Here is a 26,497-nt window from a genome sequence, read left to right on the forward strand (position 1 = left end):
CGGTGAGCTTCCTCACCGGTTTTTTTATACCCGGCACCCAACTCTGGGTGCCGGAGGTGCAGATTACTTTTCGCTGATTTCGTGTGCGTTTTCGTCGGTACGGCAATCACCTTCAGCACAATGACCATAAAGGTACAGGCTGTGGTTAGTCAGACGAATACCATGACGTGATGCGATTTCACGCTGGCGGGCTTCGATTGAATCATCGCTGAATTCAATTACTTTGCCGCAGTCCAGGCAAATCAGGTGGTCATGGTGATGTTGCTGTGTCAGTTCGAATACGGATTTGCCGCCTTCGAAGTTATGGCGCGTCACAATGCCTGCATCATCAAACTGGTTTAGTACACGATAAACGGTGGCGAGACCAATCTCTTCGCCCATATCAATCAGACGTTTATATAAGTCTTCCGCACTGACGTGGTGGTTCACCGGCCCCTGCAGCACTTCAAGGATTTTTAATCGAGGAAGCGTGACTTTCAGGCCGGCCTTCTTTAATGCGGTATTATTGTCAGTCATGCGGAAATTGTCCTGTTGCTTAACGATTCGCTCGGAGTCAGGGTGAGCGTTAAGATGAATGCGTCTCATTATAGAACTGCCCCTTCTAAATGGGAACCGCAAGTATTATGCATAACCAAGTTAAAAAATTGCGGTTGAGTCGCGATTTGATGGCCTTGATAGCTATTTGTCAGGAGTTCATTGTACAGGGACAAGCTGAAAAGTTAAAAATTTGTAGCAATTATTTTAATCGGAAATAACTATCAATGTGGCGAAACCCAATAGTCTCGCCACATTGATGCCCATCGCCCTTGAATATGCAGGTTTATTGCCAGCCTGCATCTTAAAGTAGCCTGGGTTTAGAATCAGGCGTTGATGATATCAGCCAGGTTGAGCTCATCAGAAACTTGTTTAACCCATTTCTGAACGCGTTCAGCAGTCAGTTCTGGTTGACGGTCTTCGTCAATCGCCAGGCCAACAAAGTGGTCATCGTCTGCAAGACCTTTAGATGCTTCGAAATGGTAACCCGCAGTCGGCCAGTGACCGACGATAGCTGCACCGCGCGGCTCAATGATGTCGCGGATAGTGCCTAATGCGTCACAGAAGTATTCTGCGTAGTCTTCCTGGTCACCGCAACCAAACAACGCTACCAGTTTGCCATTGAAATCAACTTCTTCCAGAGTTGGGAAGAAATCGTCCCAATCACACTGGGCTTCGCCGTAGTACCAGGTTGGAATGCCGAGAAGCAGAATGTCGAAGCCTTCCAGGTCTTCTTTGCTGCTCTTAGCAATGTCATGCACCTCAGCAACATCTTTACCGAGCTGTTTTTGAATCATTTTCGCGATATTTTCGGTGTTACCAGTGTCGCTGCCGAAAAAAATGCCTACGATTGCCATGAGTAAAATAACCTCTTGATACTTAATGGTATGGTGGCTGCTATTTGGCCACAGATAGGGCAATCATAGCAGAACACTTCGTGGTGCGGAAACTGCTATCGCCCCGGTGTGCACAGACTGCAAAATCGCATACCAGGACATAGCACTAAAACTAACTGAGGTGTTGCTTCAGTTGTTCGAGAAGTATCTCTTCAATCAATTCACTACGACTGATATTGCGCGCTTCAGCCAGCTGATTGAGAGCATCTACCGCATCGTTATTGAGCTTTAGCTCTACTCGCTTCAGGCCGCGTACTTTATCGCGCTTGAGTTGGTTACGTTTGTTGATACGCAATTGCTCATCACGCGTTAGCGGATTGGTTTTTGGTCGCCCCGGGCGACGCTCGTCCGCGAACAGATCTAATGTAGTACGGTCCGTTTGTTCTTTTGCCATGATTAGACTACTGACAGGGAATTCAGGTGGCACGGAGCGGGGTGCTCTGGCGCAATTTAGCGCGCAATCATACATCAGCATGGCTTGCGCGCCAACGCGTTAGCCACATCTTGTGGCCAGTCGGTTTGTTTTTAATCAGTTTGCCGCTGTTGTGTCGATAAAACGATGGATTGCGCGCAAAACAGCATCAGGTTTTTCTGCGTGAACCCAGTGTCCGGCACCTGCAACCACATGAGCACGCGCCTGAGGGAACTGTGAAAGCAACTGGCTACGATGCGATTCATTAACATAAGGAGATGCGCCGCCGCGAATAAATAGCGAGGGTTCATTCCATGCAGGAATGTTTTCCCAGCCGACAATATTCTCATATTGCTCCCACAGCACCGGCACGTTGAATTTCCATTCGCCATCGGCAAAGGATTTTAGCAAGAACTGAATAACACCTTCTTCATCAAGATGCTCGCGCATCACGGTCGCGGCCTGCTGCCGTGTTTTAACGCAAGCGGCGCTAACGGCATTTATTGCAGTGAAAATTTCATCGTGGCGGCGCACCTGATAATCCACCGGTGCAATATCAATCAGTACTAATTTGTCGATACGCTCTGGGGCAATCGCCGTCAAAGCCATCGCCACTTTGCCACCCATTGAATGGCCAATAATAATGGCCTTCTCAAAGTCATATTCATCGAGCGTTTCGACGACATCCTGCGCCATAGCAGGGTAGTTCATCTCAGAGCTTTGTGGTGATAAACCGTGGTTGCGCAGATCGATTTGCAGCAACGTATGATCCTGCCCAAGGTCACGGGCCAGCACGCCCAGGTTATCAAGGCTACCAAAAAGACCGTGAATAAGGACGATGGGGGAATTACTAGTCGATTGTTGCGCAGTTTGCAGGCGAGCATTCAATTTCATGGCAAAGTTCTTTTTTTTACTTCGTGCGGTTAGGGTATCATAACGGCATCCTGCCGCACTGCCGCAAATTTCCAGTTTAGTCTGACTTTGTGGTGTGACAAAAGCTTGGCGCTACCCGAGGTTGGGATTTGTCCTTATAATCCCAATTACTTGCATTCAGAAAAGATATCGCACTGGATTAAGATGAAAACAATTGAAGTTGATGACGAGCTCTATCGCTATATTGCCAGCCACACGCAGCACATTGGTGAAAGCGCGTCCGATATTTTACGGCGTATGTTGAAATTTACCGCCGGCCAAACTCCAGCTACACCTGCAACTACCGGCCAGACAGGGGCAACTGCTACACCTGCTTCGGAAGCCAAACCCGTAAATAAAGCACGCGATCGCGTTCGTGCGGTTCGTGAATTATTGCTGTCCGATGAATATGCGGAGCAAAAGAAAGCGGTTAACCGTTTCATGATGGTGCTTTCAACTCTGTATACACTTGATGCTCAAGCTTTTGGTGAAGCGACTGAATCGCTGCATGGTCGTACACGTGTCTATTTTGCAGGTAATGAACAGACGTTGCTGCAAAACGGAAACCAGACCAAACCTAAGCATGTTCCAGGAACGCCATACTGGGTTATTACTAACACCAATACTGGTCGTAAATGCAGCATGGTCGAACACATCATGCAATCAATGCAGTTCCCGGCGGAATTGATTGAAAAGGTTTGCGGCACAATTTAACACCTCGCGTCAGAAGGAAAGGCCAATGGCTAACCACCCTCGTGCAGGACAACCGGCACAACAGAGCGATTTGATTAACGTAGCCCAACTGACGGCTCAGTATTATGTACTGAAGCCCGAAGTGGGGAATAGCGAACATGCGGTGAAGTTCGGAACATCCGGTCACCGTGGTAGTGCGGCACGTCAAAACTTTAACGAGCCTCACATTCTCGCAATTGCTCAGGCGATTGCAGAAGATCGTGCAAAAAATGGCATTACCGGGCCGTGCTATGTGGGTAAAGATACCCACGCGCTGTCTGAACCTGCGTTTATCTCCGTACTTGAAGTGCTGGCTGCGAACGGTGTGGATGTTATTGTGCAGCAGGCGAACGGCTACACGCCAACGCCAGCTATCTCTCACGCCATTCTGACGCATAACAAAAAGGGTGGCGCACAGGCTGATGGCATCGTTATTACGCCTTCGCACAACCCACCGGATGACGGCGGTATCAAATACAATCCACCTAACGGTGGCCCGGCTGATACCAACGTCACCAAAGTCGTAGAAGATCGCGCTAATGCATTGCTGGCCGCAGATCTGAAAGACGTGAAACGTATCTCTCTTGATCAGGCGTGGAAAAGTGGCCACGTACAAGAGCAAGATCTAGTGCAGCCGTTTATTGAAGGGCTGGTGGATATCGTAGATATGGCCGCCATCCAGAAAGCAGGCCTGAAACTGGGTGTTGATCCACTCGGTGGTTCCGGTATCGAATACTGGCAGCGTATCGCGAAGCACTACAATCTGGATCTGACGATTGTTAACGATCACGTTGATCAGACCTTCCGCTTTATGCACCTCGACAAAGATGGCGCGATCCGTATGGATTGCTCGTCCGAATGTGCGATGGGAGGCCTGTTAGCGCTGCGCGATAAATTCGACCTGGCTTTCGCCAATGACCCGGATTACGACCGCCACGGTATCGTCACGCCAGCTGGCCTGATGAACCCGAACCATTACCTGGCTGTTGCGATTAACTACCTGTTCCAGCATCGCCCGCAGTGGGGCAAAGATGTTGCAGTGGGTAAAACACTGGTTTCTTCTGCAATGATTGACCGTGTAGTGAACGATTTGGGGCGTAAACTGGTAGAAGTACCGGTTGGTTTCAAATGGTTTGTCGATGGTTTATTCGATGGCAGCTTTGGTTTTGGTGGCGAAGAGAGTGCTGGGGCATCGTTCCTACGTTTCGACGGCACACCGTGGTCTACCGATAAAGACGGCATCATCATGTGCCTGCTGGCGGCAGAAATCACTGCCGTTACCGGTAAGAACCCGCAGCAGCATTACGACGAACTGGCTGCTCGCTTCGGTGCGCCAAGCTATAACCGTCTGCAAGCCTCTGCCACTTCTGCGCAGAAAGCGGCACTTTCTAAACTTTCCCCGGAAATGGTTAGCGCAAGTACCCTGGCGGGTGATCCAATCACCGCACGCTTAACTGCGGCTCCGGGTAACGGCGCCTCCATCGGCGGCCTGAAAGTCATGACTGAAAATGGTTGGTTTGCTGCACGTCCTTCCGGTACGGAAGATGCGTACAAAATCTATTGTGAAAGTTTCTTAGGTGCAGAGCATCGCCTGCAAATTGAGAAAGAAGCGGTAGAGATTGTCAGCGAAGTGCTGAAAAACGCGAAGTAAGATGTGAATCTGAAAAGGCGCCGGAAGGCGCCTTTTTTACGTCTGTTGTGTCGGATGTCGCTACGCTAATCCGACCTACGAAATTCAGATTCAAAGCATAAAACGGTAGCCAATTCCGGTTTCGGTAAGCAGATGAGTGGGTCGAGCCGGGTCGTTTTCCAACTTCTGACGTAAATGCCCCATATAAATCCGCAAATAATGGCTGTGCTCCACGGCGTTTGGCCCCCAGACCTGGTTTAGCAACTGGCGTTGTGTCAGAACTTTTCCATGGTTATTGATAAGGGTGGCAAGCAGGCGAAATTCGATCGGTGTGAGGTGGATCTCCGTGCCATCGCGGGTAATGCGGCGGTTCGCGAGATCAACGCTGATATTTGTAAACTGATAAACCGGATCGGGTTGCGCAAGGCTTGCATGGCGACGTAAGACTACACGCAGTCGCGCTTGCAGCTCACCAATACCAAAGGGTTTGCTGAGATAGTCATCGGCGCCGGCATCCAGCGCGTCAATCTTCACTTGCTCATCGCTACGGGCAGAAAGCACCACAATCGGGGTCTGGCTCCACTGGCGAAAATCGCGGATGAAATCAATACCATCGCCATCGGGCAAACCGAGATCGAGAATCACTATATCGGGTTTACGCGTGGCGGCTTCCAGCAAACCACGTTGCAATGTTTCTGCTTCATGTACGCGCAGCGATTCAGCTTCCAGCGCGGTACGCAGAAAACGACGGATCTCTTTTTCGTCTTCAACAATCAGAACTGATATCACATAACCTCGTTCATCTCAGCCAGCTCAGGTGGTGGGGGCAGAGGTAAAATAACATGAAAACTGGCGCCACCTTCTGGTCGATTGGCTGCAGCAATTTTCCCATCGTGAACTTCGACAATCGCCCGGCAAATTGCTAGCCCCAATCCGACTCCAGGGATGGCTGACTCTTTGTTGCCTCGGGAAAATTTATCAAAAATCTTCTGTTCTTGCCCAACAGGAATGCCAGGACCACTATCCCAGACTTCAAGATCGAGTTTATCAGCCAATGGGTGCGCGCGGATGCCTATGTTTGCCTGAAAGCCTGCGTACTTCGCCGCATTTTCCAGCAAGTTTATCAGCACACGTTCAAACAACGGGCCGTCGACATGAATCAGCATCAGCGGGTCAGGCAAATCCAACGCAATATGCCGCCCACCCAAACCCGGCTCAAGCATCTTCAACGCGCTGCCTACCACTTCTTCCAGCGTTAACCACTCTTTGCGCAGATTAAACCCGCCGGACTGAATACGCGCCATATCCAGTAAGTTGTTCACCAGGCGCGTGGTATTGAGGACGTGCTGGCGAATATCGTTTGCTTGCGGAGCGTGTTTCGAACCTTCAGAGGCTAGATCTAACGTCAGAATTTCTGCCTGACCAAACAGCACTGTCAGTGGTGTGCGCAAGTCGTGTGAAAGTGCTGCAAGCAACGAGTTGCGCACTTGTTCTCGCTCACTGGAAAGCCGGGCTTGTTCTTCGCTGGCGGTCAGTAACAATCGCTCCAGTGCAGTCGCCGCCAGTAACGTGAAGGTCTCCAGTAACCGTTGCTGCTCGGGGATCATTAACTGGCGCAAATTACTGGGTTCGACAATCAACAGGCCGAGAGTTTTTTCCGGCGTTTTTAGCGGCAGAATTTGATACGGCACGCCGGGCAGTGTATCTGTGCCGGCACCGGCTGGTTGGCCTTTATCAAAGCTCCAACGCGCGATAGCTTCGTCCCAGTTTTGAGGTTCGCCCCTGGCATTTACCCGCTCTAATTGGCCATTTTCGTTGGGCAGCAACAACTGTGTACGGGCATTGAAACTGTTATTGATAAATAGCTCGCTGGTGGCAGCAATATCTTGCGGAGTACGTTCTGCGGCGAGAGCTTTCGACATCTCATAAAGATGACGAGTGCGCTGTTCGCGATAACGGGCAATTCGTGCCTGATAACGCACACCTGCGGTGAGATTACCGATAACGAGGCCGACCGTTAGCATTACGGCAAACGTTAGCAGGTACTGAATATCAGAAACCGCCAGCGTGCCGTGGGGGGCAATAAAAAAGAGATCAAAACTAAGAACGCTAATCACAGTTGCCAGCACCGAAGGCCAACGCCCGTAGAATAGCGCGACGATAACGACACCTAGCAAATAGAGCATCACCAGGTTGGCGGCATCGAAGTCCATCAGCCACTGATTGGCAATAAACGTTGTGATGGCACACAAAGCAATCGCCACCCCGCAGCCGCGTAATTGTACGCGCCATTTTTCCGCAAAGCTGCGCGAGTCCAGGGCCGATGGTGATGCTGACGTAGGTTTATCGTCGAGGGCGACGATCACTAAATCGAGGTCTGGGGCACGGCGGGCTAAACGGTCGGCAAAGGATTCCCTGCTCCAGAAGCGACGCGTGGTGCGCCTGCCGATAATAATTTTGCCGAGGTTATGCTCGCGCGCGTAACGCAAAATCGCTTTATCTTCTGCCGGGTCGGCAAGTGTGGTGGTCTCTGCCCCCAACTCTTGAGCGAGTCGAAGCGAAGCTAAAATAGCGCGACGTTGATGTTCAGGTAAACGGTGAAGCTGTGGCGTTTCGACATACACAGCATGCCAGATGCTACCTAGTTTTGCTGCCAGGCGTGCGGCGGTACGAACCAGTTTCTCATTGCCAGAACTGTGGCCGATACACAACAAAATGGCATCACGCGTGTGCCAGACTTTCTCTTCACCCTGATTATCACGCCAGGCCCGCATTTGGTCGTCAACGCGATCGGCGGTGCGGCGCAGTGCCAGTTCACGCAGCGCAATCAAATTCCCTTTACGGAAGAAGTGTTCAATGGCGCGTTCAGCCTGGCCTGCGATATAAACTTTGCCTTCGTGCAGGCGCTGGCGTAAATCATCAGGCGGCAAATCGACCAGCACGATTTCATCGGCCGCATCGAAGATGGGGTCGGGAACCGTTTCGCGCACCTGAATACCAGTCACTCCGCCGACAATGTCGTTGAGGCTTTCAAGATGCTGCACGTTGACGGTGGTGAACACATCAATACCGGCGTCCAGCAACTCTTCCACATCCTGCCAACGCTTAGGGTGACGAGAACCTGGCGCATTGCTGTGCGCCAGTTCGTCCATCAGAATCAGGGCCGGGTTACGCGCCAGTGCAGCGTCGAGGTCGAACTCATGAACCCAGCGTCCACGATGGTGCGTGCGCTTGGCGGGCAGCAGATCCAGCCCGTCAAGCAACGCAGCCGTCTCTTTACGCCCGTGAGTTTCCACCACGCCAATCAGAATACCTAGCCCTTGTGCGCGCAGGCGCTGCGCCTCCTGGAGCATGGCATAGGTTTTCCCTACACCCGCACAGGCACCGAAAAATATTTTCAGCTTCCCGCGTGTTGGGCGGCTAACCTGCTCTAGCAGCTTATCTGGATCGGGGCGCTGTGGTTCCTGTGTCATAACAACTCCTTTGAACCTGACTTGGGTAGATGTCGCTTACGGTGCCTGCAAAGCATCCAACGCCACGTTAACCAACAACACATTCACCACCGGTTTACCGAGAAAACCGACCAAAGGCTGAGTGGTTTTTTCGGCTATCAACCGTTGGATTTGTTCAACCGGCAGATTGCGTGCTTTAGCGATACGCGGGATTTGCCAGGCTGCCGCTTGCGGGGAAATTTGCCCGTCCAGGCCGCTGGCTGATGCGGTCACCAGTTCAACGGGAACCGCCGGATTAGCCTGCGGATTTGCCGCGCGTAACGCCGCAATACGTGTCGCGACCACCTTATCCAGCTCTGGGTTACTTCCCGCCAGGTTGCTACCGCCTGAAGCCATGGGATTATAGGGCGTTTCAGCCGTAGCAGAAGGGCGGCCTTGTAAATACTTCGCCTCGGTGAAGTTTTGCCCAATCAACTTCGAGCCACGTACCACCGTGGTATCAATAATCAATGAACCATTGGCTTGCGCCGGGAACCACCACTGGGCTAGCAGCGTTGTCATTAGTGGGTACAGCCCCCCTGTAATCAGGGTGAGCAAAATCAGTAACAGTATAGCGGGACGTAAGGTAGACATTTGTTTTTCCTCTTAAACCAGGCCGCAAACGGTTAGCAGCAAGTCGATAGCTTTGATACCAATAAACGGCACAATTAACCCGCCGAGGCCATAAATCCACAGATTGCGGCGTAACATCGCTGCGGCACTGAGCGGTTTGTAGCTCACGCCGCGTAACGCCAGTGGAATCAAAAAGATGATGATTAACGCGTTAAAAATTACCGCACTTAAAATCGCCGACGCAGGGGAGTGCAGGTGCATCACGTTTAGCGCATTAAGCTGCGGGTAAGTCGCGGCAAACGCGGCAGGGATAATCGCGAAGTATTTCGCTACGTCGTTGGCAATACTGAAGGTGGTCAGCGAGCCACGGGTCATCAGCATCTGTTTACCGATATGCACCACTTCAATCAACTTGGTAGGGTTAGAATCCAAATCCACCATGTTTCCCGCTTCTTTTGCCGCTTGCGTGCCGGAGTTCATGGCCACCGCCACATCCGCCTGCGCCAGCGCCGGGGCATCATTGGTGCCATCACCGGTCATTGCCACTAAACGGCCTTCCGCCTGATACTGGCGAATTAGCGCCAGCTTGGCTTCTGGTGTTGCTTCCGCGAGAAAATCATCAACACCCGCTTCGGCAGCAATCGCTGCCGCCGTCAGACGGTTATCCCCGGTGATCATCACCGTTTTAATCCCCATCTGGCGCAGTTGTGCAAAGCGCTCCTTAATACCGCCTTTCACGATATCCTTCAGGGCGATAACACCGAGCACATTGGCACCTTCTGCCACCACCAGCGGTGTTCCGCCAGTGCGGGCTACACCTTCTACCAGAGTGTCGACCTGCGGCGGGAAGTGTCCGCCGTTCGCCTCAACGTGGCGACGAATAGCATCCACCGAACCTTTGCGAATCATGCGGTCCTGAATATTGATGCCACTCATGCGGGTTTGCGCGGTAAACGGCACAAAGGTGGCATGCAGGTTTTGCACGTCGCGTTCGCGTAGGTTAAAGCGTTGTTTTGCCAGCACCACAATGCTGCGGCCTTCCGGCGTTTCATCAGCAAGAGACGAAAGTTGTGCCGCGTCGGCCAGAGTTTTTTCATCAATACCGGGTGCAGGCAGGAAATCAGAAGCCTGACGGTTACCAAGTGTTATGGTGCCGGTTTTATCCAGCAGCAATACATCGACATCGCCCGCTGCTTCAACGGCACGCCCGCTGGTGGCAATCACGTTTGCACCCAGCATACGGCTCATCCCGGCAACACCAATCGCTGAAAGCAGCCCGCCGATGGTGGTGGGAATCAAACAGACCAGCAGGGCAATCAGCACTGTAACGCTAACTGCCACACCACCGTATTGCGAGAAGGGCCACAGCGTGGCGGTTGCCAGTAAAAAGACGATAGTCAGCGCCACCAGTAAAATCGTCAGCGCGATTTCGTTCGGTGTTTTACGGCGTTGCGCACTTTCCACCATCGCAATCATGCGGTCGAGGAAGGTTTCACCCGGATTCACGCTGCACTGAATCACCAGCCAGTCGGAAAGGATACGCGTCCCGCCAGTCACCGAGGCAAAGTCGCCACCCGATTCACGGATAACCGGTGCGGATTCGCCGGTAATCGCGCTTTCATCGACCGACGCACCTCCTTCCAGCACTTCACCATCACAAGGGATAATGTCGCCCGCTTCAACCAGCACAATGTCGCCTTTACGCAGATCTGCGGCGGGTATGTGGTCCATTTGCGCGTCATGGTGAGGAGCGCGTAATTTGCGCGCCCAACTGGTTTTCTTCACCCCTTTCAGGCTATTGGCTTGCGCCTTGCTACGGCCTTCAGCCAGCGCTTCGGCAAAGTTTGCGAACAGTACGGTAAACCACAGCCAGATGCTGATGGCTAAGGTAAACGGTGCATCGCCCTGAAGTTTTCCACTGAACATGGCAATGGCCAGAAGCGTAGTCATCACGCTGCCCACCCAGACGATAAACATCACCGGGTTACGCCATTGCACCTGCGGGGTAAGTTTTTTAAAGGAATCTATTAGCGCCTGACGAATCAGTGCTGGTTCAAATAGCGCCTGTTGCTTGCGACTCATGGAAGCCTCTTAATCACAAATTCACGAAGGAAAGGTGTTCCGCAACCGGGCCTAATGCGAGGGCGGGAATAAAGGTCAGTGCTCCAACTAACAATACGGTACCAATCAGCAGGCCAATAAATAGCGGGCCGTGAGTCGGCAGCGTACCGACGCCTGCGGTTTGCGACTTTTTAGTGACAAGCGTTCCGGCAATCGCCAGCACCGGCACAATCACCGCAAAGCGGCCGAACCACATGCACACAGCGAGAAGCACGTTCCAGAAAGGCGTGTTGGCGCTAAGTCCTGCAAATGCGCTGCCGTTGTTATTAGCAGCAGATGAGACGGCGTAAAGCACTTCGCTAAAGCCGTGGATGCCCGAGTTGAATATCCCGGCTCGACCAGCCTCAGTCATCATCGCAAGGGCGGTACCGAGCAGTACCAACGTCGGAGTGACGAGGATTGCCATCGCAGTCATTTTCATCTCCGCAACGTCGATTTTTTTACCGAGATATTCCGGCGTGCGGCCAATCATCAATCCGGCGATAAACACCGTCAGCAAGACAAACAACAACATGCCGTATAGCCCGGAGCCGACGCCGCCAAACACCACTTCACCAATCTGCATCAGCCACATTGGGATCATGCCGCCTAAAGCCGTGAAGGAGTCATGCATGGCATTAACAGCGCCACAAGATGCTGCAGTGGTAATCACCGAAAACAGGCTACTGGCCAGAATGCCAAAGCGGCTCTCTTTACCTTCCATATTGATATTGCTATCCGCGCCAAGCTGCATGAAATGCGGATTACCTTGTGTTTCAGCCCACATCACCACCACAACGCAGATAACAAAAATGATACCCATCGCCCACAAAATGGCGCGCCCCTGGCGTTTGTCGCCCACTGCTTCACCAAACGCAAAACACAGAGCGGTTGGGATCAGGAAGATCGCCAGCATCTGCACAAAGTTGGTCAGCGCCGTTGGGTTTTCGAACGGGTGAGAGGAGTTAGCGTTAAAGAAACCGCCGCCGTTGGTACCGAGCATTTTGATAGCTTCTTGCGAAGCCACCGGTCCCATCGGCAAGACATGCTGCACACCTTCAAGCGAGGTGAACGGCTGATATGCGGCGATGTTCTGCAAGGTTCCCTGGCTAACAAAGAACAGTGCAATCAACAGTGAAATCGGCAGCAGGATGTAAAATGTGATGCGAGTTAAATCGACCCACGCGTTACCCAGCGTAGTGGCGCTATGGCGGGAAAATGCGCGAATAAGCGCAAACACCACGGCAATACCCGTTGCGGCGGAAAGGAAGTTTTGCACCGTCAAGCCAACCATCTGGCTGAAATAACTCAGCGTGGTTTCGCCACTGTAGGATTGCCAGTTGGTATTGGAGACAAAACTAACAGCGGTGTTTAACGCCAGATGCCAGGAAAGGCCAGGCAATTGCTGCGGGTTAAGCGGCAAACTCCCTTGCGTCATTAAGATGAGGAAAAGCAGTAGTAGACCTAAAACGTTGAAGGCCAGGATCGCGGCAAGATAGCGTTCCCAGCTCATTTCAGCCGTTTCGCTTCCCAGCACTTTCCACATCACCGACTCAACACGACCCACGCCCGGCAGCGGTTCTCCTTCAATTAACCGTGCCAGCACGCTACCCAGCGGTTTTGCCAGTGCAAAAAGTACCAGCAGGAAGCTGGCAATTAATAAGAATGCAGAAGCGGCCATTAGAACGCCTCCGCATTAATCAGGGCATAAATTAAGTATCCCAACAGCATAAATACCAGCACTACACCTGCAATTAGTCCTGCGCTCACAGTCCACCCCCAGTTGCCCGTCATACTTCGCGTTGCAGGTGTGTTGGCTCTTCTCGTTCACCCTTAAGTCATTCATCGGGATTCGCTCGATTGCCGCGTTACTCGGCAGAGCCTCGCCCCATAGGGGCCAGCGCAAGCGCTGTTCAAAAGGATTAAGCCTTTTGTCCTGCAATTCGAATTATTTAGGGCTGATAAGTAATTGGAATGAGTGTGAAAGTTTCGGTGCAAAGATGTCGTAAAAGTCTGAGGGCGAGGTGTAAAAAAAGTATAAAAATGCCATATACCCGTCGCCCTTCAAGATGCAGGAGGGATTTGGTACAAAGCCATTAATTAACTAATGGTTAGTATTTATTTAACTATTTTGTAACTTTATTACACTAGGAAATGTAAATTAGTGGCAAAAAGTGTCCTTTAGTGGTCGGATGAGTAGTAAACTTTCAGCCAATGCGATACTATTTTGGCCAGATAACAAGTTCCAACTTCCCGGTTTTTGCTACCGGTCACAATTTAAGGGAGAAGCCTATGACTCTATATAAAGACTATCCATTGCATCAGGTCATCCTGCGTCGCACTTTTGTACTTGTAGCAGGTGTTCTGGCTTTGCCAGTGATGCTGTTCTGGAAAGATCGCGCCCGTTTCTACAGCTACCTGCACCGCGTCTGGTCTAAAACCAGCGAAAAACCAGTTTGGATGGCTCAGGCTGAAGCCGCATCCGCTGATTTTTACTAAGCTGCTGAGAAGTCATTACTACGGATACAAAACATCAAAGCCCCATCAGTTCACAACTGATGGGGCTTTTTTACGGCTGATGGATGCGGATTAATGTGCCAGCTCTTTCCAGTTATAAATCTGATTGGTGGTATCCATTACGGGCGCTTTTCCTGCCAGCCTGTTAGCGATGTGTTGCACTGTTTCTTCAGGCCTATCTCCAGGTAGTAAAATCCCCATCCAGCGACGCATTAATTTATCGTTATTGGCGGTTGAATAAATATCCTCTACCGTTCCGGTATCCGGGTTATTAACCTGCGGGCTGTACCAGATAAACATGGGCACTTCAAAAGCGTGCTGGCTTGGTTTTACCCCACCATGATGGTAAACCACGCTTTGTATCGGTTCGCGTTCCAGTGCATGATCGGAAAAATAAGCGACAGAAGCTCGCCTGTCTTTCAGCAGCGCGTAAATATTACCCAGTAGCTTATCAGTGAAGCGGATTGAGTTGTCATAACAGGCATCAATACCATCGCTTTGCGGCGTGAATAGTGCGTCAGTTGCTGGGAAACGTGTACATTCCGGTTCATGGCTACCATAAATATGCAGCACAATGAGCTGTTTACCTTGATGGTTTAATGCCTTGCGCAAGTCAGGTAATAACGCATCATCATAGCCATCTTTAACCCAGTGTTTATGGGCGGCATTCATCGCGATACCGGTAATCGCGTTATTGTAGTCACCCAGCATCCCTTGCTTGCTAAACCACGATGTATCAAAACCCGCCTGATTAGCCAGATTAATAATATTGTCCGAATAGTGCTGGATATTGTGGTTTATCACGGTATCGGCTGTGATCGCCAGCGGCACAGCGGTAATGGTGATAGGTGCTCCGCTAATGGCATGATTCCACAGTAGCAGATGGCTGCGTTCAGCTTCTAATTGCGGTGTAGTGGGTTGCGGGTAGCCATAAATACTCATGTTTTCGCTACGTGCGGACTCCCCGATAACCAACACATAAGTGTCAATCCCGGTTTCCTGGGTTTGCAGGGAGTAATCGGGAATCTGGCTTGCGATCTGCTTAATTAAATGTTGATCGCTCCATGCCTGCAGAAAATATTTAGTATTACTTATGGGTAAATAGTTCATGACACGCGCGGTGATACTTCCCTGACTGTTTTTCTTAATATGATGGACAGTCGCTTGCACAATATTACTGATGAGTAAAATGACTAATAAATAAAACGGGTATTTTGCCAGCCATTTACTGCCAGCAGCAGGCATCATCGCAACGCTGCCTAATAACAAAATGACCAGCGCCAGAAAACCTAAACAGTATTTTTGGTATAACCACAACATCGCGCTGATTTCGTGGCTATCGCTATCCAGAATGCTCATCGCAAAGCCATAGCTAAACGCGGAGCCAAAGGTGCCTCGCGCATAGAACGTCAGTGTGACATCCCATGCCACCCACAATATTGGCAACAGTGCGGCTAATAAGCGGACGAGTTTATTTTTAATTAAACTCAAAGATAACATTAACAATACAAATATTATCAATCTTTGAAACATAACATGTGCCGGAGCAAACAAAACATTAGCTACAGCCACAATCAATATACCTATCCCCAAAGGAATAAATTGGCGTGCTCTACTTAACATATAAATAACACCCGCGCAGAATTACCGTTTTAAACGGTTTTATTAAATTTGCTATCAACGGGGATTAATATACTTAAAGGCATCAATAAGCATAGATATATTCATTTGATGAATTGTTTCTTTGACATGCGTCAGTAAGTCATCTGAACAACAACGCCCTCGGCACTGTTATTTATCGCGCAAAATGTGTGAAGATAAGGCACTACTCATCGAAATCATTGGGGCAGCAGCATGTTGATTTGGCAGGATTTACACCATTCAGAATTGAGCGTAACCGATCTCTACACGCTTCTGGCGCTACGCAATGAAGTGTTTGTCGTCGAGCAGAATTGCCCCTACCAGGACATTGATGGTGATGATCTGGTGGGTGAGAACCGCCATATTCTTGGTTGGAAGGGCGGGAAATTGGTGGCCTATGCCCGTATCCTGAAAAGCGACAGCGAGTTTGAACCGGTAGTGATTGGCCGTGTCATTGTCGATAAAAGCGTGCGTGGCGAAAAACTGGGTTACCAGTTGATGGAACAGGCGATGGCTTCGTGCCAGCAGTATTGGCCAGAGAAAACAGTCTATTTAGGCGCTCAGGCTCATCTGCAATCTTTCTACGCCCACTTCGGGTTTACCCCAGTTACTGACGTGTATGACGAAGACGGTATTCCCCATATCGGTATGGCAAATCGTTAATGACAGATTAATCTCCAGGTAAAAAGCACTAGTGTTGTCTATAGTTAGCGGACGAGTATTTTTTAAACACGGAGAACAGTGATGCAACCGTATGAATCTCGTCTTGATGATGATTTAACTCTGCTTAGTGAAACGTTAGAAGAAGTGCTGCGTTCCTCAGGCGATCCTGCTGACCAAAAATACATTGAGCTGAAAGCACGTGCAGAAGCGGCGCTCAGCGAAGTCAAAGCCCGGGTCAGTAGTGCGTCGGACAATTATTACTATCGTGCAAAAAAAGCCGTTTATCGCGCCGATGATTATGTGCGTGAAAAACCATGGCAAGGAGTTGGCGTTGGCGCTGCCGCTGGTCTGGTACTAGGGCTTTTATTAGCCAGACGCTAGATACCCTTCGCCCTTCAAGTTGCAGGGGCGTTGGCTGCTCTCGTGCACCCGAATCACTTGACTTCAGTAAGCTCATCGGGATTTACTCGATTGCCGCCTACCTGCATCTCGAAGTAACTTGGGTATAATAATTGCGTCGAGTGCCAGCAGAAAAATCTTACCCATTGGGTGGGATTTTTTTTTGCCGCCATGACCACGTATAATCAGGGGTTTTCAGGGAAGGTGAGGTAAACGTGAATTCAGTTGTCGTCGCGCTGCAACAGTTACAGCTTGCATTGAACGCAGAATTTGCGGATGCACCGGGCTTACAGCAATTATCTTGTGCTGTCACCCTAAGTGATGCCTCTGATGCACTCGCATGGTTGGCCAGCCAGCGTCTTTATCCCCAGTTTTACTGGCAACAGCGCAATGGCGATGACGAAATTGCCGCCCTCGGTGCTGTGCGCCTGTTCGATACCTTAGATGCCGCCGGGACATTTATTGATGACTATGCCGACCAGCCAGCTGTTCGTATTACTGGCGTAAATGCATTTTCACCCACCAGCAGTTTTTTATTCCTCCCACGCCTCGAATGGCGGCGCATCGGTGGCGATGCTTTTCTCTACCTTAATATTTATAGCGAAACTTCCCTGCAAGATGATGCGCGGGTAGCCCTTCAATTCCTTGAAAAAATGCTGCCTGCAAAGCAATTGCCATTGCAGCGTTTAAATTGCGTCGGTGAGCAACATATTCCAACGCAATCAGAATGGAATCAGTTAGTTGACCGTGCAATATCTGCCATTGAGCAGCATGAGCTCGATAAAGTCGTCCTGGCGAGAGCCACCGATCTGCAATTTACTACCGCAGTTTCCGCAGCCGGGTTTATGGCGGCCAGTCGCCGGGTGAACCTGAATTGCTATCATTTCTTGATGGTGTTTGATGGCAGCCATGCGTTCCTTGGCTCGAGCCCAGAGCGCTTGTGGCGGCGCATTGATAGTGCTTTGCGCACCGAAGCGCTAGCCGGAACGGTCGCTAACCATCCCGACGATCATCGAGCCTGGTCTTTGGGGCAGTGGTTGCTTAAAGACGATAAAAACCAACGTGAAAACATGTTGGTCGTTGAAGATATTTGCCAGCGTTTGCAAAAAACGGTGGGGGCTATTGATGTATTGCCGCCGCAGGTGGTGCGCCTGAGAAAGGTACAACATTTGCGCCGTTGCATCTGGACCGATTTGGCTCAGCCTGACGATGCTGTATGTCTTGCAATGTTGCAACCTACTGCCGCTGTAGCCGGGTTGCCACGTGATGTGGCGCGCGGGTTTATCGCCCATAATGAACCGTTTGAGCGTGAATGGTATGCGGGTTCGGCGGGTTATATCTCGCAACGGCAGAGTGAGTTCTGCGTTGCTTTACGCTCGGCAAAAGTAATCAATAATATGGTGCGCTTATACGCCGGAGCTGGAATTGTCGCAGGTTCTGATGCGGCGGAAGAATGGCAGGAAATAGAAAATAAAGCCGCCGGGTTGCGAACGTTGCTAACAAAATCAACGTTCTAAATTATAGGCATGTCTGAGACAATTCGGACTTCATCGTGCTTGTTACCAACAAAAATGCAGTTTGAAGGGTATTACCGACCCATATCAAAATAACCGTTCCAGCAATAATTATAATGAGTCAGCAAAATTGACTCAGGACTGAATCATGTCGATAAGCTCGTTTAACCGCCGTTGGGCTACGGTAATCCTTGAAGCGCTGACTCGCCACGGTGTGCGCCACGTCTGCATCGCTCCCGGTTCGCGTTCTACACCTCTGACCCTTGGGGCGGCTGAAAATCGGGCTTTTATTTGTCATACCCATTTTGACGAACGTGGTTTAGGTCACCTGGCATTAGGTCTGGCAAAAGCAAGCCAGGCTCCAGTCGCTATTATCGTGACTTCGGGTACAGCGGTGGCCAACCTCTATCCGGCAATTATTGAAGCCGGTTTGACGGGCGAAAAACTGGTGGTTCTTACCGCTGACCGCCCACCGGAACTTATTGATTGCGGCGCCAATCAGGCGATTCGCCAGCCTGGGATTTTTAGCACCCATCCTACTCAATCGATTAATTTACCTCGCCCAACGCAGGATATTCCTGCTCGCTGGTTAGTTTCGACTATCGATAACGCGTTGGGCCAGCAGATGGCTGGTGCGGTTCACATCAATTGCCCATTCGCCGAGCCGCTGTATGGCGAGCCTGATGAAACTGGCATGAGTTGGCAACAGGCATTGGGCGACTGGTGGCAAGGTGATAAACCCTGGTTACGTACGGGCCTGACTCAGGAAGTGCTTAAACAGCGTGACTGGTTCTTCTGGCGTCAAAAACGTGGCGTTGTAGTTGCCGGGCGTTTGAATTCTGAAGAAGGAAAACAGGTCGCTGCATGGGCGAAAATGCTCGGTTGGCCGTTAATTGGCGATGTGCTATCGCAAACTGGGCAGCCGTTGCCATGTGCAGATTTATGGCTGAGCAACAGCCAGGCAGTGACAGAACTTGCCGAAGCACAAATTATTATTCAGTTTGGCAGTAGCCTGACCGGAAAACGCGTTCTGCAATGGCAAGCGAGCTGTGAGCCTGAAGAGTACTGGCTGGTGGATAATCTCCCAGGCCGGCTTGATCCCGCGAATCATCGTGGCCGTCGCTTGTGTTGCGATATTACACAATGGCTGGAACTTCACCCCGCTGAAAAGCGCGTGGCGTGGGATGAGAAATTAACTACGCTTGCAAAAATAGCTCAGCAGGCGGTGAAAAAGGGCACTCTTGAATTCGGCGAAGCCCAGGTCGCGGCGCGACTGGCTGAATTATTACCGGAAGCCGGGCAGCTGTTTGTCGGCAATAGCCTGATTGTTCGTCTGGTCGATGCTTTTGCGCAATTGCCAGCGGGTTATCCGGTATTTAGCAATCGTGGTGCGAGCGGTATCGACGGCTTACTTTCAACAGCTGCCGGCGTGCAACGAGCCACCGCGCGCTCGACGCTGGCGATTGTTGGCGATCTCTCGGCACTTTACGACATCAACTCACTGGCATTATTACGCCAGGTTTCCGCTCCCTTCATTTTGCTGATCGTCAATAATAATGGCGGGCAAATATTCTCGCTGTTACCAACGCCGGCAGACGAACGCGAACGCTTCTATACCATGCCGCAAAACGTCAATTTTGCCCACGCAGCAGCGATGTTCAGCCTCTCCTATAACAATCCGACAAGCTGGGATGAGTTGCAGGAAGCCGTGACCCATGCCTGGCGTTCTCCTCATGCGACCATCATTGAGCTCACCGTTAGTGAAACTGACGGTGCGCAAACCTTGCAGCATTTGCTCGCACAGGTTAGTCAGGCATGATTCTGCATGCTGTTTTTCATGAAGGCCGCGATGCCAACTTGCCGTGCCTGGTCTGGCTGCACGGCTTTTTAGGCAACCGGAAGGAGTGGGAAACCTTCAGCGAACATTTCACCGATTGGCCGCAACTCTTCATCGACTTGCCCGGTCACGGGAAATCAGCCGATATTACGGCTGAAGGGTTTGTTCAAGTCGATAAATTACTGCGAAATACGCTTCTTAGTTACAACATCCTAAAATACTGGCTAGTTGGCTACTCTCTTGGTGGACGAGTGGCGATGTATCATGCTTGTCAGCTTGAGAATTCCGGTTTGTGCGGCTTGATTGTTGAGGGGAGCCATCCTGGACTTACGGATGAGACTGCCCGCCGAGAAAGAAAAAGTAGCGACCAGCAATGGGCGCAGCGGTTACGCATACAACCACTAAAAGAGGTGCTGAACGACTGGTATCATCAAGCTGTTTTCCAGACGCTCAATGATCAGCAACGCGCTTCGCTTATCGCACAACGCAGCCAGAATAATGCCCAAAGCCTTGCCGCAATGCTTGAGGCGACGTCTCTTGGCAACCAACCAGATTTAAAGGCTACGCTCAAACAATTGCCGTTGCCTTTTTACTATTTTTGCGGTGAGCGGGATGAAAAATTCCGCGCCGTGGCAACCAGCCTGGAATTGTCACCGCAGCTTATTACTGCCGCAGGCCATAATGCACATCGGGAAAACCCAATTGCTTTCACAGCCTGCCTGCTCAATTTATTGCGAAAACCTATCGAGGAAACACCATGATTTATCCAGATGAAGAAATGCTTTATGCGCCAGTTGAATGGCAGGATTGCTCGGAAGGTTACACCGATATTCGCTATCACAAATCAGCTGACGGTATCGCTAAAATCACGATCAACCGCCCTGAAGTGCGTAACGCATTCCGCCCGTTGACCGTAAAAGAGATGATTAATGCGCTGGCTGATGCCCGTTACGACGACAACATTGGCACCATCATCCTGACCGGCGAAGGCGAAAAAGCTTTCTGCGCAGGCGGCGATCAAAAAGTACGTGGCGATTACGGCGGCTACCAGGATGCAAGCGGCACCCATCACCTGAATGTACTGGATTTCCAGCGCCAGATTCGCACCTGTCCAAAACCAGTTGTGGCGATGGTTGCGGGTTATTCCATCGGTGGTGGTCATGTACTGCATATGATGTGCGACCTGACAATTGCTGCTGAAAACGCGGTATTCGGCCAGACTGGCCCGAAAGTGGGTTCATTTGACGGTGGCTGGGGTGCTTCTTATATGGCTCGTATCGTCGGCCAGAAAAAAGCGCGTGAAATCTGGTTCCTGTGCCGCCAGTACGACGCAAAAGAAGCGTTGGATATGGGCCTGGTGAACACCGTTGTGCCGAATGCAGATCTCGAAAAAGAGACCGTGCGCTGGTGCCGCGAAATGCTGCAAAACAGCCCAATGGCGTTGCGTTGCCTGAAGGCTGCTCTAAATGCCGACTGCGACGGTCAGGCAGGTTTACAGGAACTGGCTGGCAACGCCACCATGCTGTTCTACATGACTGAAGAGGGTCAGGAAGGTCGCAACGCGTTCAACCAAAAACGCCAGCCGGACTTCAGCAAATTTAAACGGAATCCGTAATGCGTAGCGTCGAACTGTGGCGCTTTCAGGTGCCGATGGATGCGGGTGTGGTGCTGCGTGAGCGGCGCCTGAAATCACGCGACGGGCTGTTAGTGTGCCTGACAGATGGCGAAAAACAGGGCTTCGGCGAGATCTCACCGTTGCCTGGTTTTAGCGTAGAAACTGTCGATGACGCATTGAACGTGGCACAAACCTGGTTGCAAGCCTGGCAAACAGGCGCGGAAATCGACTTGCCAGAAATGCCATCGGTGGCATTTGGCCTGAGTTGTGCGCTGGCCGAAATCAGCGGTGAATTGCCTCAGGCGGCGGATTACCGCGCGGCGCCCTTGTGCACCGGTGACCCGGACGAACTGTTTGCCATGCTGGCTGCTATTCCCGGTGAGAAAATTGCCAAGGTGAAAGTGGGTTTGTATGAAGCTGTGCGCGACGGAATGGTGGTCAATCTTCTGCTGGAAGCGATGCCAGATTTGCGTCTGCGTCTTGATGCCAACCGTGGCTGGACACCGATCAAAGCGCAGCAGTTCGCCAAATACGTTAATCCTGATTTCCGAGCGCGCATTGCGTTTATCGAAGAGCCGTGCAAAACCCGTGAGCAATCCAGTGAGTTTGCCCGTGAAACGGGAATTGCGATCGCTTGGGATGAAAGCCTGCGTGAGCCTGATTTTGAGTTTGCCGCCGAACCTGGTTTGAGTGCGGTGGTTATCAAGCCGACCTTAACCGGTAGTCTTGAGAAAGTACGTCAACAGGTTGAGCAGGCCCATGCCCTGGGATTGACAGCGGTTATCAGTTCTTCGATTGAATCGAGCCTCGGCTTAACACAATTGGCGCGTATTGCCGCGTGGCTGACGCCGCAAACGTTGCCTGGCCTCGATACGCTGTCGTTGATGCAGGCACAATTGGTGCGCGAATGGCCTGGCAGCCCATTGCCGTGCTGGTCACTGGAATCTCTTGAGCGAGTGTTATGAGTTTTCAAGATTTTCCCTGGCAGTATTGGGCACAAATTCGTGGTGACCAACCAGCACTTACGTTAGGCCATGAAAGCCTGAACTGGTGCGAGCTATGCCAGCGCGTTGATGCGCTGGCAGGGGGCTTCCGCCAGCAGGGTGTGCTTGAAGGGCAAGGCGTTGCGCTACGTGCGAAAAACAGCCCGGAAATGGTTTTCGCACTGCTTGCGTTGTTGCAATGTGGGGCGCGTGTATTGCCGCTTAACCCACAGTTGCCTGCACCTGTGCTCGAACACTTACTTCCCACGCTGACTATCAGCCATGCCTTGACCTTTGATGCGCCGCTTACAGTTGCCGATATCAACCCGTTAACTCTGCTGGAAAGCGAACCTTTCAAGGTTGAGTGGCAGCCTGCAAGGTTTGCATCGATGACGCTTACCTCCGGCTCAACGGGCTTACCCAAAGCGGCGGTTCATACCAGTGATGCTCATCTTGCTAGTGCTGCAGGTGTGCTGGCGGTGATGAACTACGGCGCGAATGACAGTTGGTTGTTATCACTACCTCTGTTTCATGTCTCCGGCCAAGGCATTTTGTGGCGCTGGCTGCTGGTGGGTGGTTGCATGGTAGTGCGCGATTTATATCCTTTGAGTGATGCGCTGCAAGGCTGTACGCATGCGTCACTGGTGCCGACCCAGCTCTGGCGCATGCTTGAGCAATCTCCTCCGGAATCCTTGCGTGAGGTGTTGTTGGGTGGTGCGGCAATTCCTGTTGAGCTCACGCAAGCGGCGCAAGAAAAAGGCATCAATTGCTGGTGTGGTTATGGGTTAACGGAGCTGGCCTCAACGGTCTGCGCCAAACGTGCTGATGGGTTGCCTGATGTGGGTGAAGCTCTGCCAGGCCGGGAAGTGAAAATCGTTGACCAAGAAGTGTGGATTCGTGCCGATAGCCTGGCATCAGGCTACTGGAAAGAGGGTGTTGTCGTGCCGCTGGTTAATTCCCAGGGCTGGTTTGCAACACGCGATCGCGGTGTTCTGAATGCGCACCGTCTAACGCTTATTGGCCGGCTCGATAATCTGTTTTTCAGTGGTGGGGAAGGTATCCAACCAGAAGAAGTTGAGCGCGTGATTGCAGTTCATCCCGCGGTGAAACAGGTTTTTGTCGTACCAATCGATGATCCCGAATTTGGCCAGCGCCCGGTTGCGGTGGTTGAAGCCGACGAGGATTTTGACCTGTCGCTATTGTCTGAGTGGTTGCCGGGAAAAGTAGCCCGTTTTCAGCATCCGGTGCGTTGGTTACGCTTGCCTGATGAATTCAAGCAGGGGGGGATTAAGATTTCGCGAGTGCAGTTAAAGTTATGGGTAAAGCGGGAGGCTACAATTTAATGCCACCCCCGTTTTAATGTCGGGTGTCGTTAACGCTAATCCGACTTACATACCTGACTCTAATACTGATTTCTGCCGCTCTGTTCGAGCGGCTTTTTTATTGGCAATCCATATAAACCAGATAAAAATATTGCAAACCGCTTCGCTAGCAAGTTAATGAACCTAAAACTATACTTGGGTTGCAGTAAAGTTCTGCAATCACTGAGGAATGAGTTATGAAAACACTAAACATGAACGTTTCCAAAGAGCAGCCTAAAAACCCAGATAAAGCACCTAAGAACGATGAGAAAAAGCCAAAGCAAAATCAAAAATAAGCTTTGTTCCATTTGTAGGTTTTAAATGCTCTTACGTTGGAGGTTCTTATGTCTAACCATCCAAACTTGGTCGACCCGGTACCTATCGATGAACCGCTGCCCGGAGATACGGTACCAGATGTTCCAGACCCCATTGAGCCGCTTGATCCTGACTTACCCTTGGACCCGGTAAGATGAAGAGGGAAATGAAACCGCCTAAGGGCGGTTTTTTGTTGCCTTAACTACCATAAATGCCGTCTCGCTTACACTTAAACTCGCCTATTTTTCTACTGCTGCAACTTGTGGCGGGGATTGGTGAGAGTAAAGCTGGCGGCTGTTTAACAGGGCGTTTTTTCATTTTCTTACAAACGAATGAAGAAAAGCATTTCTAACGCATTGATTACCTCACCCCTGGCTGTAAAATCGGCGTTTTTTCAGGGACATCCCTTTTTACTGCTCAGGATTGAAAGCATGAACAAATTACTTTTGGCTGGCTTTGCCGGTTTAGCACTCGTATCTGCATCTGCAAGCGCTATTAGCGTTAGCGGCCAGGCGGGTGAAAAATATACAAACATCGCAGTAGGCTTCGGCCAGGATTCTGCCGGTCTGACCATGAACGGTAACTACGCGCATAATGATGACGACGGTGATACCGCAGGTCTGGGACTCGGTCTGAATGTGCCATTGGGTCCATTTATGGGTACAGTTGGTGGCCGTGCGGTTTATCTGAATCCGAAAGATGGTGATGAAGGTTATGCGTTGGCAGTGGGTGGTGGTTTGAGCTGGCAGGTATTTGATAGCATCTCCGTATTCGGTGATTACTACTACTCTCCAGACTCTCTTTCCAGTGGCGTGAAAGATTACCAGGAAGCCAGTGCGGGTGCTCGTTGGACTGTGATTCGCCCAATCACTGTTGAAGCTGGTTATCGCTATATCGGTGTTAACGGTAAAGATGGCAGCCGTGATAACGCTATCGCCGATGGTCCGTATGTGGGCGTGAGCGCAGGCTTCTAAACCCTTCGTCTTTCGCGTTGCAGGTACGTTTGCTGCGTTCGCTTACCCGAATCACTTAGTTTACTAAGCGATTCGGGATTCGTTCTCTTGCTGCCCTCCTGCAACGTGAAGTCTATCGTGGATTATCATTTCTGATTCCCTCTCTATACCTAAAATGATTTGCGCTATAGTGAACCGTTTTCTTCCCGCGGAGCACAACAATGATAAAAGTGGAAATGCTGTCTACCGGCGACGAAGTGCTGCATGGTCAAATTATTGATACCAACGCAGCCTGGCTTGCTGATTATTTCTTTAACCAGGGTTTACCAATGTCGCGCCGTAATACGGTGGGCGATAGTCTTGACGATTTAATCGCGGTGCTCAAAGAGCGCAGCGAACATGCCGATGTCCTGATTGTGAACGGTGGCCTTGGGCCAACCAGCGATGACCTCAGTGCGCAGGCAGCCGCTACTGCCGCAGGCGTTGAACTGGTTATGCACCAGCAATGGCTTGAGCATATGGAACGATTCTTTGCCGAACGCGGGCGTGAAATGGCACCGAGCAACCGCAAACAAGCGCTTATTCCGGCTACCAGCGAAATGGTCGATAACCCAGTCGGCACCGCATGCGGGTTTGCTCTACAACTCAACCGCTGCCTGATGTTCTTCACCCCAGGCGTTCCTTCCGAATTTAAAGTGATGGTTGATCAACAAATCATGCCGCGCCTGCGTGAGCGTTTTGTGTTGCCTGAGCCGCCAGTTTGCCTGCGCCTGACGACCTTCGGGCGTTCTGAAAGTGAGTTGGCGCAAAGCCTTGAACCTCTGTCATTACCTGAAGGCGCGGTAATGGGCTATCGCTCATCAATGCCGATTATCGAGCTGAAACTGACCGGGCCTGCCACTCAGCGGGTGGAAATGGAAGCTGTCTGGCCGCAAGTGCAACGTGTGGCGGGAGAAAGCGCTATCTTTGAGGGCACGGATGGTTTGCCTGCACAGTTAGCGGAACGCCTGCGCGAGCAGTCACACAATATTGCCGTCAGTGAACAATTCACCGCCGGGCTGTTGTGCCTGCAACTCGCCAGTGCGCAAGCGCCATTGGGTAATAGTGAAGTGCTTTCTGCACGCCCTGAAACACTGCAGCAGATAACTGAGCGTGCAAAAACTTTCGCGCTGCAAGCGGGTAGTGCTCTGGCGCTGGTGGTGGGGTGCCTTGATGATGAGCATCTTCATTTCGCATTGCACACGCCAAAAGGGACTTATGGCCTGCAAGTGAAATTCAACGTTACCCGCTATGCCCTGCGTACACGCCAGGAAGTCTGCGCGATGATGGCCCTCAACATGCTGCGCCGCTGGCTCAACGGCTGGGATGTCGCCGCTGAGCATGGCTGGGTGAATGTTGTCGACTCACTAGAAATCTAAA

The 26,497-nt window shown here is 51.2% G+C and carries 25 protein-coding genes; 14 read left to right on the top strand and 11 right to left on the bottom strand.

From position 1 onward, the window contains the following. Window positions 1-63: 63 nt before the first annotated feature. The 4 genes from fur to ybfF all read right to left on the bottom strand — a co-directional run bounded on the left by fur (window position 64) and on the right by ybfF (window position 2,736). A complete protein-coding gene (gene fur / locus M977_RS16820; protein ID WP_034456677.1) occupies window positions 64-516 on the bottom strand; it encodes a ferric iron uptake transcriptional regulator in 453 nt (150 codons plus the stop codon). A gap of 344 nt (window positions 517-860) precedes the next feature. After that, complete coding sequence (fldA, locus tag M977_RS16825) at window positions 861-1,391, bottom strand: flavodoxin FldA (protein ID WP_064517084.1); 531 nt, start codon at window positions 1,389-1,391, stop codon at window positions 861-863. A 151-nt stretch (window positions 1,392-1,542) separates the two neighbouring features. Then, window positions 1,543-1,824: a LexA regulated protein gene (gene ybfE / locus M977_RS16830; protein ID WP_064517087.1), complete on the bottom strand. Its 282-nt coding sequence runs from the start codon at window positions 1,822-1,824 to the stop codon at window positions 1,543-1,545. A gap of 135 nt (window positions 1,825-1,959) precedes the next feature. Then, the gene (ybfF, locus tag M977_RS16835; RefSeq protein ID WP_064517089.1) at window positions 1,960-2,736 is read right to left on the bottom strand and encodes an esterase; all 777 of its coding nucleotides are present in this window, start codon (window positions 2,734-2,736) and stop codon (window positions 1,960-1,962) included. A gap of 183 nt (window positions 2,737-2,919) precedes the next feature. On the opposite strand from ybfF, the gene seqA reads away from it, so the two are divergent. Together seqA and pgm are read left to right on the top strand one after the other, a co-directional pair. After that, complete coding sequence (seqA, locus tag M977_RS16840) at window positions 2,920-3,468, top strand: replication initiation negative regulator SeqA (RefSeq protein ID WP_064517091.1); 549 nt, start codon at window positions 2,920-2,922, stop codon at window positions 3,466-3,468. Between the two features lie 25 nt (window positions 3,469-3,493). Beyond that, the gene (pgm, locus tag M977_RS16845) at window positions 3,494-5,137 is read left to right on the top strand and encodes a phosphoglucomutase (alpha-D-glucose-1,6-bisphosphate-dependent) (protein WP_064517093.1); all 1,644 of its coding nucleotides are present in this window, start codon (window positions 3,494-3,496) and stop codon (window positions 5,135-5,137) included. Between the two features lie 90 nt (window positions 5,138-5,227). On the opposite strand, the gene kdpE is transcribed toward pgm, so the two are convergent. The 6 genes from kdpE to kdpF are packed head-to-tail and all read right to left on the bottom strand — an operon-like array spanning window position 5,228 to window position 13,050. Continuing rightward, entirely contained in the window at window positions 5,228-5,905 is a 678-nt protein-coding gene (gene kdpE / locus M977_RS16850) for a two-component system response regulator KdpE (protein ID WP_064517095.1), read from the bottom strand. Next, window positions 5,902-8,589, bottom strand: coding sequence for a two-component system sensor histidine kinase KdpD (kdpD, locus tag M977_RS16855; RefSeq protein ID WP_064517098.1), 2,688 nt, complete (start codon window positions 8,587-8,589; stop codon window positions 5,902-5,904). Before kdpD ends, kdpE begins: the two co-directional genes overlap by 4 nt. A gap of 36 nt (window positions 8,590-8,625) precedes the next feature. Next, window positions 8,626-9,201, bottom strand: coding sequence for a potassium-transporting ATPase subunit KdpC (kdpC, locus tag M977_RS16860; RefSeq protein ID WP_064517100.1), 576 nt, complete (start codon window positions 9,199-9,201; stop codon window positions 8,626-8,628). Between the two features lie 12 nt (window positions 9,202-9,213). Beyond that, window positions 9,214-11,262 (bottom strand): potassium-transporting ATPase subunit KdpB, encoded by a 2,049-nt coding sequence (kdpB, locus tag M977_RS16865; protein WP_064517102.1) that lies wholly within the window; start codon window positions 11,260-11,262, stop codon window positions 9,214-9,216. Window positions 11,263-11,275: 13 nt separating this feature from the next. Then, window positions 11,276-12,961, bottom strand: coding sequence for a potassium-transporting ATPase subunit KdpA (gene kdpA, locus M977_RS16870; protein ID WP_064517104.1), 1,686 nt, complete (start codon window positions 12,959-12,961; stop codon window positions 11,276-11,278). Further along, a complete protein-coding gene (gene kdpF, locus M977_RS16875) occupies window positions 12,961-13,050 on the bottom strand; it encodes a K(+)-transporting ATPase subunit F (protein WP_081908377.1) in 90 nt (29 codons plus the stop codon). The genes kdpA and kdpF overlap by 1 nt, the downstream gene beginning before the upstream one ends. A 522-nt stretch (window positions 13,051-13,572) precedes the next feature. Here kdpF and M977_RS16880 point away from each other — a divergent pair. Next, window positions 13,573-13,779: a YbfA family protein gene (locus M977_RS16880; protein WP_064517108.1), complete on the top strand. Its 207-nt coding sequence runs from the start codon at window positions 13,573-13,575 to the stop codon at window positions 13,777-13,779. A 90-nt stretch (window positions 13,780-13,869) separates the two neighbouring features. Here M977_RS16880 and M977_RS16885 read toward each other — a convergent pair whose 3' ends face one another. Continuing rightward, entirely contained in the window at window positions 13,870-15,288 is a 1,419-nt protein-coding gene (locus M977_RS16885) for a phosphoethanolamine transferase (protein WP_167351099.1), read from the bottom strand. Window positions 15,289-15,651: 363 nt separating this feature from the next. On the opposite strand from M977_RS16885, the gene M977_RS16890 reads away from it, so the two are divergent. The 11 genes from M977_RS16890 to M977_RS16935 all read left to right on the top strand — a co-directional run bounded on the left by M977_RS16890 (window position 15,652) and on the right by M977_RS16935 (window position 26,496). After that, window positions 15,652-16,101, top strand: coding sequence for a GNAT family N-acetyltransferase (locus M977_RS16890; RefSeq protein WP_064517112.1), 450 nt, complete (start codon window positions 15,652-15,654; stop codon window positions 16,099-16,101). Between the two features lie 81 nt (window positions 16,102-16,182). After that, complete coding sequence (gene elaB, locus M977_RS16895) at window positions 16,183-16,482, top strand: stress response protein ElaB (protein ID WP_064517114.1); 300 nt, start codon at window positions 16,183-16,185, stop codon at window positions 16,480-16,482. 233 nt (window positions 16,483-16,715) lie between these two features. Continuing rightward, window positions 16,716-18,017 carry an isochorismate synthase MenF gene (gene menF, locus M977_RS16900; protein ID WP_064517116.1) on the top strand — a complete coding sequence of 434 codons (1,302 nt, stop codon included), beginning with the start codon at window positions 16,716-16,718 and terminating at the stop codon, window positions 18,015-18,017. Window positions 18,018-18,162: 145 nt separating this feature from the next. After that, on the top strand, window positions 18,163-19,833 hold the full coding sequence (gene menD, locus M977_RS16905) for a 2-succinyl-5-enolpyruvyl-6-hydroxy-3-cyclohexene-1-carboxylic-acid synthase (RefSeq protein WP_064517118.1): 1,671 nt from the start codon (window positions 18,163-18,165) through the stop codon (window positions 19,831-19,833). Beyond that, window positions 19,830-20,612, top strand: a complete 783-nt coding sequence (gene menH, locus M977_RS16910; protein ID WP_064517120.1) for a 2-succinyl-6-hydroxy-2,4-cyclohexadiene-1-carboxylate synthase — start codon at window positions 19,830-19,832, stop codon at window positions 20,610-20,612. The genes menD and menH overlap by 4 nt, the downstream gene beginning before the upstream one ends. Further along, the gene (menB, locus tag M977_RS16915) at window positions 20,609-21,466 is read left to right on the top strand and encodes a 1,4-dihydroxy-2-naphthoyl-CoA synthase (protein WP_034456650.1); all 858 of its coding nucleotides are present in this window, start codon (window positions 20,609-20,611) and stop codon (window positions 21,464-21,466) included. Before menH ends, menB begins: the two co-directional genes overlap by 4 nt. Then, window positions 21,466-22,431, top strand: coding sequence for an o-succinylbenzoate synthase (menC, locus tag M977_RS16920; protein ID WP_064517123.1), 966 nt, complete (start codon window positions 21,466-21,468; stop codon window positions 22,429-22,431). The genes menB and menC overlap by 1 nt, the downstream gene beginning before the upstream one ends. Then, on the top strand, window positions 22,428-23,792 hold the full coding sequence (gene menE / locus M977_RS16925; RefSeq protein ID WP_064517125.1) for an o-succinylbenzoate--CoA ligase: 1,365 nt from the start codon (window positions 22,428-22,430) through the stop codon (window positions 23,790-23,792). The genes menC and menE overlap by 4 nt, the downstream gene beginning before the upstream one ends. A gap of 362 nt (window positions 23,793-24,154) precedes the next feature. Then, complete coding sequence (locus M977_RS25815) at window positions 24,155-24,283, top strand: hypothetical protein (protein ID WP_245163514.1); 129 nt, start codon at window positions 24,155-24,157, stop codon at window positions 24,281-24,283. Between the two features lie 273 nt (window positions 24,284-24,556). Then, entirely contained in the window at window positions 24,557-25,099 is a 543-nt protein-coding gene (locus M977_RS16930) for a YfaZ family outer membrane protein (RefSeq protein WP_064517128.1), read from the top strand. A 200-nt stretch (window positions 25,100-25,299) separates the two neighbouring features. Next, window positions 25,300-26,496 carry a nicotinamide mononucleotide deamidase-related protein YfaY gene (locus M977_RS16935; protein ID WP_064517130.1) on the top strand — a complete coding sequence of 399 codons (1,197 nt, stop codon included), beginning with the start codon at window positions 25,300-25,302 and terminating at the stop codon, window positions 26,494-26,496. Window position 26,497 lies beyond the last annotated feature (1 nt).

This window comes from Buttiauxella gaviniae ATCC 51604 (assembly GCF_001654835.1).
Classification (GTDB): domain Bacteria; phylum Pseudomonadota; class Gammaproteobacteria; order Enterobacterales; family Enterobacteriaceae; genus Buttiauxella; species Buttiauxella gaviniae.